This window comes from Micromonospora sp. MH33, assembly GCF_003013775.1.
In the GTDB taxonomy this organism is placed as follows: domain Bacteria; phylum Actinomycetota; class Actinomycetes; order Mycobacteriales; family Micromonosporaceae; genus Micromonospora; species Micromonospora fulviviridis.
In genome coordinates, this window is the sequence record NZ_MUYZ01000260.1 from 1 (window position 1) to 9936 (window position 9936).

5 protein-coding genes are annotated in these 9936 nt (G+C 75.5%); 2 read left to right on the plus strand and 3 right to left on the minus strand.

All coding sequences use genetic code 11. The annotated features are described in order from the left end of the window. A partial coding sequence (locus tag B0E53_RS28190; protein ID WP_146167794.1) for an AAA family ATPase occupies window positions 1-1832 on the minus strand: 1832 nt, incomplete at its 3' end. A gap of 480 nt (window positions 1833-2312) precedes the next feature. After that, window positions 2313-5075, minus strand: a complete 2763-nt coding sequence (locus tag B0E53_RS28195) for a LuxR family transcriptional regulator (protein ID WP_107078792.1) — start codon at window positions 5073-5075, stop codon at window positions 2313-2315. A gap of 1451 nt (window positions 5076-6526) precedes the next feature. Here B0E53_RS28195 and B0E53_RS28200 point away from each other — a divergent pair. After that, entirely contained in the window at window positions 6527-7891 is a 1365-nt protein-coding gene (locus tag B0E53_RS28200; protein WP_107078793.1) for an AMP-binding protein, read from the plus strand. Window positions 7892-7968: 77 nt separating this feature from the next. Beyond that, the gene (locus B0E53_RS28205) at window positions 7969-8631 is read left to right on the plus strand and encodes a 4'-phosphopantetheinyl transferase superfamily protein (protein ID WP_107078794.1); all 663 of its coding nucleotides are present in this window, start codon (window positions 7969-7971) and stop codon (window positions 8629-8631) included. A 6-nt stretch (window positions 8632-8637) separates the two neighbouring features. Here the strand turns inward: B0E53_RS28205 and B0E53_RS28210 are convergent. After that, window positions 8638-9936, minus strand: a 1299-nt coding sequence (locus B0E53_RS28210; RefSeq protein ID WP_107078795.1) for an acyl-CoA synthetase, incomplete at its 5' end; no start/stop codon positions are given.

Genomic DNA, 9936 nt, shown 5'->3' on the forward strand with positions numbered 1-9936 from the left:
GCCCGCCAGACCGGGGTGTGCCGCACGGCCGGCCGGTCGAGCAGCGCGGCCGTCCAGGCGGCCACCCGGTCGGCGCGACCGGCCCAGAGCAGGGCCAGCAGCGGGGCGGCCAGCAGGGGGAGCGCGCCGTCCTCGGCGTGGTGCCGGTGCAGCAGCTGCTCTGCGCCGCCGACCGGGTCCTGCTCTCCGGTCGGGGTGAGCGCCGCGCCGAGCACGGTCAGCGCCTGCACCGGAGGGTAGCCGCCGGCGGTCAGCCCCGCCGCCCGCGGCGTGCCCGCCGTGTCCCGTGCCGATGCCAGGTGGTCCGGATGGGACAGCGCCAGCAGCAGCTGCATGGCCCGCAGCCGGCCGGCGGTGGCCGAGTGGGCCTGCTCCTCGTCCCCGGCGCAGCCGGCCATCGCCTCCCCGGCCTCCTCCACCCGGCCCTGCCAGAGCAGGTACGGCACGGCGGCCAGGGTGGTGCCCGCCGGCCAGCCGGCGTCGCGGGCGGTGTCGACCAGGTGCCCGAGATGGCCGTTGACGGACAGCGGGTTCACCTGCCAGCGGGCACTGACCAGCATCGCCGTGGTGGCGGTCCGCTGCTCCTCGTCCACGTCGGCCCGGCTGACCAGGCGCAGGCAGGCGGCTGCCACGTCGGGGCGGCCGGCGGCCAGCGCGTGTCCGGCGGCGTCGTGCAGCACGGGCACCGTCCAGGCGGCGTCGGCCCAGCCGGCGGCCACCAGGTGTTCGGCCACCGTGCCCGGCTCGACGCCGTGCTCGTGCAGCACCTCGGCGGCCCGCTGGTGCAGGCCCCGGCGCTCCTCCGCGGACATGTCGGCCAGGATGGACCGGCGGATGCGCGGGTGGCGCAACCGGTCCTGGTCCAGCAGGCCGGAGGTGCGCAGCAGCCGTACCGCCGGTGCGGCCGACTCGGGCACCATGTCCAGCAGGTGGCCGAGCAGATCCGTCGGGGCCGGGCGGTCCAGCACGGCAAGGGCCTGCGCGACCCGGCGGACGGCCGGCTCGTGCCGGTAGAGGCAACCGAGCACGGCCTGGTCGAACGCGTCGCCGAGGACGGCGTCCGGGGCGGGCTCCTCGTCCGCCTCCTCGCGCAGCCGCTCCTCGATGAGGGCCCGGGTGAGCAGCGGGTTGCCGCCGGTCATCCGCAGGCAGCGTTCGGCGGTCTCCCGCGCGGCCGGCTCGGCGTCGTCGTCGACCAGCCGGGCGATCGCCTCGACGGTCAGCGGCGGCAGCGTGATCCGGCTGAAGTGTGGCTGGCTGAACAGCTCCGCCCGGAAGTGCGGGTGCGCCGGGCGCAGCATCCGCGCCTCGGTCAGCACCACCATGATCGGGGCGTGCCGCAGCCGGCGGGCCACGTACAGCAGGCAGTGCAGCGACGCCGGGTCGGCGTGATGCACGTCGTCGACGGTCAGCACCAGCGGGCCCGGCTCGGCCAGGTCGAGCAGCGTGCTGAACAACCCGTGCAGGACCGGCGCCGAGACCCGGTCGGGTGCCGCCGGCCCGTCCGCGCCCTCCCCGCCGGGCTCGGGCAGGGGTGGGACCGCCTCCCGCAGCAGGCTCTCCACCCGGGTCGCCGGCTCCGGGCCCAGGCGCGCGCCGTGCAGCAGCTGCCCGAGCACGCCCAGGTACAGCCCGCGCTCCGCCCGCGAGCCGGCCGCGCTGAGCACCCGCCCGCCGGCGGCGGCGGCCCAGTCGCCGAACGACTCCAACACACTCGTCTTGCCGCTGCCCACCGCTCCGGTCACCAGCGACACGTGCCCTCGTCGCTGCCGTTCGCAGCTCCGGAAGGTATCTCGTAGGAGGTTGATCTGTTCCTCTCGTTGCACCAGCACCGTTCGCGTCAGCCCTTCTCATCCGCGGTGCCGCGCCGGGATCACCGTCGCTGACCGGCACCGCTCCCCCCAATGCCGACGGCAGCCCCTCCACCTTTGTCCCTGTTGCGGATAGGGGTGGAGCGCATCGGCCGCCGTGCCGGGTGGATCGGAAATCCTCCCCGCCGGACCGGCCCGCGGGGCGGGCGCTCGATCCGGTTGCAGGCGAGTCTGGCACCGGCCCTGGCGCGCGCCATAGGTCCCGGCACCCCACCATTTCGCGGGTAAACCTGCGGTACCCCTGGACCGTTAGGGGTTGCGGCACCGACCGGGAGGGGGGTGCGGGCCGACCGGGTGAACCACGCGCGTCGCCATCATGGACAGCGCATGTCGGCCGTGCAGGCCGATCGTGCCACATCCCCGGCAGGGCCGCACGCCGAGCGGGCGGCCCCGGCTGGCCGGTCAGGGGAAGGTGGCGGCCGGAGGTCGCGGTCGGGCGGGTCAGCGGCCGTGCCGGAGCCGGGCGGCCAGCTCGCTGCGGGAGTTGACGTCGAGCTTGCGGTAGATCCGGGTCAGCCGCTGCTCGATCGCACTGACCGTGAGGAACATCTGCTCGGCGATCTCGCGGTTCGTGTGCCCCTGCGCGGCCAGCGAGGCCACCTGCGACTCGGCGTCGCTGAGCCCGGTCAGCAGCACCCCGGGCTCGCCGCCCGGTTCCGCCGGACCGGTCCGGCCGGGCGGGGGCGTGGGTCGCAGGACCGGAATGCCGCACTCCTCGGCGAGCACCCGGGCGGCCCGGGACGTGCTGCGGGCCTGGCGCAGGTCCCCGGCCTGCTGCTGGGCCTGCCCGAGGTCGGTGAGGGCGTGCGCCAGCTCCACCCGGGCGCCGCACTGCCGCAGCAGCCGTACGGCCGTGCGCAGGTGCCGGATCCGCTCCGGTCCCTCGTGCACGGTGGCCAGCACCCGCAGCGCGGCGCCCCGGTGCCGCACGTGCGTGGGGCGCAGCCGGTCCAGCTCCTCCCGGATCACCTTCTCGGCCTGTTGCCGGCGGCCCAGCCGAAGCAGCGCCCGGGCCGACTCGGTGCGCCAGGGCACCAGCGGGGCCAGGTCCAGCCGCCACGACGTCATCAGCTGGCCGCAGAGCTGGAAGTCGGCCAGGGCCGCCTCGGGGCTGCCCGCGGCGAGCGCGTGCAGGCCGCGCGCGTGCAGGTAGTGCAGGCCGAAGGGCGTCTCGAACAGCGTCGGCGGCACCGGCGTACGCAGGCAGTCCGCCGCCTCGTCCCACTCCTCCAGGCAGGTCAGCGTCCACAGCCGGATTGCCAGCGGCGCGCCGATGACGACCCCCCAGCCCTTCGGGGAGAGCCGGTGCAGGGCCGCCTCGGCCAGTTCCCGCGCCCGTGGCAGGTCGCCGCGCAGGCCGGCCACCGTGGCGGCGGCCGCGGCCAGCAGGGCCCGCGGGGTGCGGTACCGGCGGGCGGAGGCGACGGCGTCCAGCCGGTCGCACCAGTCGCCGGCCAGGTCCAGCCGGTCGGCGTAGATCATGGCGATCACCGCGCACACGGCGTTCCACATGCTCGGTTCGTCGTCCAGCCCGAGCGTGGCGAGGGTGCGCTGGGCGTCCTCGACCGCGCCCGCGTCGCCCCGCTCCAGCACCGCCCCGAGCAGGGTGACGCCGCGCAACCGGTGCTTGACCCGGGCCAGCGTGAGCGGATCCCGGGCGGCTTCCCGGGTCGCGCGCGCCCCGCCGACGGGCACCCCGGGGTAGAGGGTCGCCATCCAGGCCTTGGTGACGATCAGCTCGGCGGCCGAACCGGGGTCGTCGCTGTCGGCCCGTTTCCCGAGGTGGTGGATGAGTTCGACGGCCCGCTCGATCTGCCCGTGCCAGAGCAGGTACTGGATCGGGCCGGCGGCCTGCCGGCTGCCCAGGTGGCCGGCCCGCACGGCGGTGACGACGCCGAGCAGGTGGGGGACCGCGGCCTGCGGGTCGAGCCGCCACTCGGCGCGGGCCAGGGCGGAGCGGATCCGGGCCCGGAGGCACTCCTCGGCGGAGTCCCGGTTGGCCCGGCGCAGGAAGCGCCGCGCGCGGTCCACGTCGCCGTCGGCCAGGGCCTGCTCGCCCGCGTCCAGCAGGGTCTGCGCCATCCAGGGCGCGTTCAGCTCGTCGGTCCGCAGCAGGTGCGCGGCGACCCGGACCGGTGGCGCGCCGTCGTCGTGCAGCAACTCCGCGGCGGCCCGGTGCAGCCGCCCGCGCTCCTCCATCGTCATGCCGTCGAGCACCGCCTGGCCGATCGCCGGGTGCCGCAGTCCGCTCGCGCTGATCAGGCCGCCGCTGGTCGACGCGTCGATCGCCCGCAGGTTCAGCTCGGAGGGCAGGTCGACGAGATGGGGCAGCAGCGGGCCGTGCAACGGCTCCTCGGTGACCGCGAGCACCCGGGCGGTCTTCAGCACCAGGTGCTCGCACCGGTAGAGACAGCTCAGCACCGCCTCGCGGAAGGCCTCGCCGGGCGCCGGCCGGTCGTGCCCTCCGGCGGAGTGGTCGTCGGCCAGGGCGTGCACCAGCAGCGGGTTGCCGCCGGTGATCCGGTGGGCCTCGTCGGCGATGCTTCGCGCCACCGGCGCGCCGAGCCGGTCGGCGAGGACCCGGTACGTCCCCTCCGGCGACAGCAGCGGCAGCCGTACCCGGTGCACCCGGGCCGGGTGGAGCAGTTCGGCGTGCACGGTGCGGTGCCACGGCCGGGTGCGCGGTGACTCGCCCAGCACGATCAGCACGGGCAGCCCGGTGACCCGCCGGGCCAGATAGTCGAGGCAGCGCAGGGACGGCCCGTCGGCGTGCTGGACGTCGTCGACCGCGACCACCGTGGGGGCGCGCGTGACGATCTCCAGCAGCTCGCCGCCGATGGTGGCGGTGAGCGCGGCGAGCACCTCCTCGTCGGCGGCCTCACCCCAGCGCAGCACGGCCTGGTCGAGCAACCGGCTGATCCGGTCGCGGGCGGCGGCGTCCAGGATGGCCCGGCGGAAGAGTTGACGGATCACCTCCAGCGGCACCGTGCGCTCGCTGCGCGAGGCGCTCGCGCCGAGGAAGCCGACGCCCGCCACGACGGACCGCCGGGCGAACTCCTGGAGAAGGCTGGTCTTGCCGGCCCCCACCGGCCCGGTGACCACCGTGACCGGTCCCGCTGTGGCGGACGGGTCACCGGGGCGGAGCAGGTCGCCGAGCCGATCCGTCAGGATGTCGAGGTGCCGGGCCCGCTCGACAGGCGTCATCGGGCCGTTCCCGGAACAAGGGGGGTGGTCGGGGCCGCCGGGCCGCCCGTCCGCCGTGATCTCCCGGGATACCCGATGCAGTCAGCGACCCACAAACCCTTGACCCATTCCGATTGGCGAATGCCGACAACGATGGTACGGCGTAGGTGTTTCATCGAACGTCGCACCTGGTCTCTGCGTAGAAATGTCGCCGCGACCTGCAGTTTCCGCAATTAGCGGGTCGCGCCCACGCGTTCCGCCCCTATCGATCCCGATTCATGCAGTGGAGTATGGCAGTCCAGCAATTGGGCGGCAAGCCGGGCGATGTAAAGGATAGGCAAACATGGCTGAGGTTCGCCGCGCGCGGCGCCCACCGGCCGGACGGTGGCGACAGCGGAAAGTCATCTGGGCGATTCGGAACGTAACCGTGCGGCGTGGTGGTGGACGGTTGGTGGCGTTTTTCAGAGTTGCCGGTAATGCACGGGAAAGGGCGGCGGCCGCCGGACGCGCCGGCGCGGAGGTCGGGCCGGGTTGGCGCCTGACCGGGCATCGGTTCGGTACCGACGCCGGCACCGACCTTTTCGGAGCGGGTGTCGCCCAGATGGTGGAACGCCCGTTCGAATGGCGTGACCCGGCCTCTTCCAGACGATTTCGGCACGGCCCGGTCCGCTTGCCGGACCTCGCCCGCACTTGCCCGGTTCGGGCGATCTGGAAGCCGTTTGCAGTAACTTGTCATTAAAGAAGGAATATGCGGCGTGGGTGCCCGGAAACGCAACGCGAAAAGCCGGGCGCGCCGCCGGAAGTTGTTCTGAAATGGACCGCCGACGGCAATTCGCGTGACAAATCGTCGCAGCTCGCGCGACCTGGCCCGCAAATCGTCGCGTCGATTCCAGGAGACCTCGCCCCTCGCAGTTCCGCCCGCGCGGATAAACGCGAGCATCCTTCGCGGTGTCGGCCCGCTGACCGTCGCACCAGCCGGTCGGTCCCGGACCCCGGGTGCTGATCTTTTTCGGACCGCACCGCGTCCCGGTCGACGCCGTGCGGCGAGTGTGCCGAGTCGCGACGGCACCTCCCGGGCCAGGGTGCGGCACCTCGCGTACCCGATCCGGATGTCCGCGTCTGGGACTGTCGGCGTGCGGTTGCCGTACGGTCTTCGGACGTAAGGGTGTGGGCGGTCTCGGCGAAGGCGCGGACGCGGGCAGTGGCGGCGTCGGCGCGCCAGATCAGGCCCCACTGCAGGGGTGGCGCGTCGTGGAGGTGCACATACGCGACGTCGGGGCGGGCGTAGTAGCGCCTGGCGTTGGCGCGTTAGGGGTTGTCTCCGGCGGTCTCGCCGCCTTAACTTCGGGGCGTCCGCCGCACTGACGGGGAGGGCGGGCACGGGCCGGGTGGGCCCGGGACGTGAAGGGTTCGCGCGTGATCTCCGAGCCACCACCGAGACTCGCCAACGCCCTCGACAGGGGTTAGGTCGGATGACTCTGCTGCCGGCGCTCCGGGGCTCCGGGGCGGACCGCCCCGACGCGCTCCGGGTGGCCGGCAGGACACTCTCCAGTGAGGATCTCCAGGGCTGCGCCAACGCCGTCGCCGACCGGATCCGGGGCGCCCGGGCCGTCGCGGTCGACGCGCTGCCCAGCCTCGAGGCGATGGTCGGCATGGTCGGTGCGGTCCAGGCCGGCGTACCCCTGGTGCCGGTGCCGCCGGCCGCCGACGCTGACGAGCGGAGCCGGATGCTGCGCGAGACCGGCGTCAACCTCCTGCTCGGCGCCGCCGCGGTCGAGGCGGGCCTGCCGGTCGTCCCGATAGACCTCCGGGAACGCACCTGGACCACCCACCCCGACCCGGCGCCGGGCAGCGACGCGGTGATCCTCTACACCGGCGGCGTCGGTGGACCGTCCCGGGGGGTGCGCATCTCCCGCCGGGCGATCGCCGCCGACCTGGACCTGCTCGCGGGCGCCTGGCGGTGGAGCGACGAGGACGTGCTCGTCCAGGGCGCCCCGCTGTTCCGGGCGTACGGGCTGGTCGTCGGCCTGCTCGGCGCGCTGCGGGTGGGCAGCCGCTTCGTTCACCTCGACCGGCACGCCGGCGCCGGGCCGGCCGGCACCATCTACCTCGCGCTGCCCGGGCAGTGGGCCCGGATCGCCCGGGACGCCCCGCGGGCCCGGGCGCTGTCCGCGGCCCGGATCCTGGTCTGCGGCGACGCCCCGCTGGCGCCCGTGGTGGGGGAGCGGCTCCGGCTGCTCACCTCGCACCGCGTCATCGAGGGGTACGGCACCACCGAGACCCTGGTCGTGGCCACCGGTCGCGCCGGCGCTGCCCACACCCCCCTGCCCGGGGTACGGACCCGGCTGCTGGGCCGCGACGGCCGGCCGGTGCCCGCCGACGGCGAGTCCGTCGGCGAGCTGAACATCCGGGGCCCGACGCTGTTCAGCGGCTACGCCGACCGGTCCGAGCCGGCGCCGCCCGCCGACGGCTGGCACGCCACCGGCGACCTGGCCACCGTGGACCCCGACGGCGGCCACCGGATCCTCGGCCGCGGTGGCGCCGACGTGGTGCGGTGCCGGGACCGACCGGTGTGCGCCCGGCAGGTCGAGGAGGTGCTGCTCACCCACCCCGGGGTACGCGACGCCGCCGTGGTCGGCGCCCCGCACCGCACGCGCGGCGAGCAGGTCGTCGCGTACGTCGTGGCGGCCGCCGGGCTCACCGCCCAGACGCTCATCGACCACGTCGGCCGCCTGCTCTCGGCCCGGCACCGGCCCCGCCGGGTGCACTTCGTCGACGAACTGCCCCGCAGCGCCCAGGGCCGGGTCAGGAAGTCCCTGCTGATCGCGGCGAGATGAGCCCGGACCCGTACCCGACCCCTAACGAGGGCCGCGAGCGGGGCCCGGGAGGCGTCCGGCACCTAGCATGCCCGGGTGTGATCGAGCGGATCCTGCCCCCGGCCGTGGTGGTGGAGGAGTCCTTCACCGACCCCGCCGGGCTGACCCTGCACCCCGCGGAGGAGCCGGTCGTCGCGAACTCCGTGCCGAAGCGTCGCCGGGAGTTCACCACCGTGCGGCACTGCGCCCGGCGCGCGCTGTCCCGGCTCGGCCTGCCGCCGGCGCCCATCCTGCCCGGCGTCCGTGGGGCGCCGGCCTGGCCGGCCGGCGTCGTCGGCAGCATGACGCACTGCGACGGCTACCGGGCCGCCGTCCTGGCCCGCGTGGGAGCGGTCGCCAGTGTCGGGGTGGACGCCGAACCGCACGCGCCGCTGCCCGACGGGGTGCTCGAGGCGATCGCCCTGCCGGCGGAGCGGACCCGCACGGCCGCGCTGCGCGCCGCCCACCCGGCGGTCTGCTGGGACCGGCTGCTGTTCAGCGCCAAGGAGTCGGTCTACAAGGCCTGGTTCCCGCTCACCCACCGGTGGCTGGACTTCGCCGAGGCGGACATCACCGTCGAGCCGGGCGGGACCTTCGCCGCCCGGCTGCTGGTGCCCGGCCCGCTGCTCGGCGGCGCGGAGCTGACCACCTTCCACGGCCGGTTCCTGGTCGAGGGGGGCCTGGTGCTCACCGCCGTGGCCGTCCCGGCCCCGGCCGGCTGAACCGCGTCATTCCTCGGCCAGCAGGTTCTTCTGCACCTTGCCCATCGCGTTGCGGGGCAGGGCGTCGACCAGCCGGACCCGCCGGGGCCGCTTGTGCACCGACAGTTGCCGGGCCACGAAGTCGATCAGCTCGGCCTCCCGCAGCCCGTCGCCGACCACGTACGCGGTCACCTGCTGGCCCAGGTCCGGATGGGGCGTGCCGACCACGGCCGCCTCGCGGACCCCGGGATGGCCGAGCAACGCGTCCTCCACCTCGCCGGCTCCGATCCGGTAGCCACCGCTCTTGATCAGGTCGGTGGCGGCCCGGCCGACGATCCGGTGCCAGCCGTCCGGCCCGACCGTCGCCACGTCCCCGGTGCGGAACCAGCCGTCCGCCGTGCGGCTGGCGGCGTCGGCGTCCGGCCGGTGCAGGTAGCCGTCGAAGAGGGTGTCGCCGCGTACCTGGAGCTCGCCCATCGCCGCCCCGTCGGCGGGCAGCGGGTCGCCCTGCTCGTCCACCACCCGGGTGTGCACCCCGGGCAGCGGCAGGCCCACCGTGCCGGGCCGCCGGGGCCCGTCGGCCCGGGCGCTCACGGTGATCAGGGTCTCGGTCATGCCGTACCGCTCGACGACCCGGTGGCCGGTCAGGTCGGCGAGCGCCGCGAAGACCGGCTCGGGCAGCGCGGCGCTGCCGGAGACCAGGAGCCGCGCGCCACGCAGCGCCCGCGCCGCGTCCGGGTCCGCGGCGATCCGCGACCAGATCGTGGGTACGCCGAAGTAGAGCGAGCCGGCGGCGGCCGCGTACCGCTCGGGGCGGGGCCGGCCGACGTGGTGCAGGCGGCTGCCGAGCCGCAGCGGGCCGAGCACGCCGAGCACCAGCCCGTGCACGTGGAACAGCGGCAGCCCGTGCACCAGCCGGTCGTCCGGCGTCCACGCCCAGGCGTCGGCGAGCCCGTCCAGGCAGGCGGCGACGGCGCGGCGGGACAGCACCGCGCCCTTCGGGGCGCCCGTGGTGCCGCTGGTGTAGAGGATCAGCGCGGTGGCCGCCGGGTCGGGCTCCGGGTGCCGGGTGTCCGACCGCCGGGTCAGGGCGACCGGCACGGCCGGGGGCGTGGCGGGCGAGTCGACGAACCCGCCGTCCGCGGCCGTCAGCAGCACCTCCGCGCCCGAGTCGCGCAGGATGTGGCCGCGCTCGACCGGCCCGGCGTCCGGCGGCACCGGGACGACGGCGGCGCCGGCCAGCAGCCCGCCCACCACGGCGACCACCGTCTCCAGGGTCGGGGTGGCCGGCACGGCCACCCGCCGGACACCGCCCAGGTCGTCGGC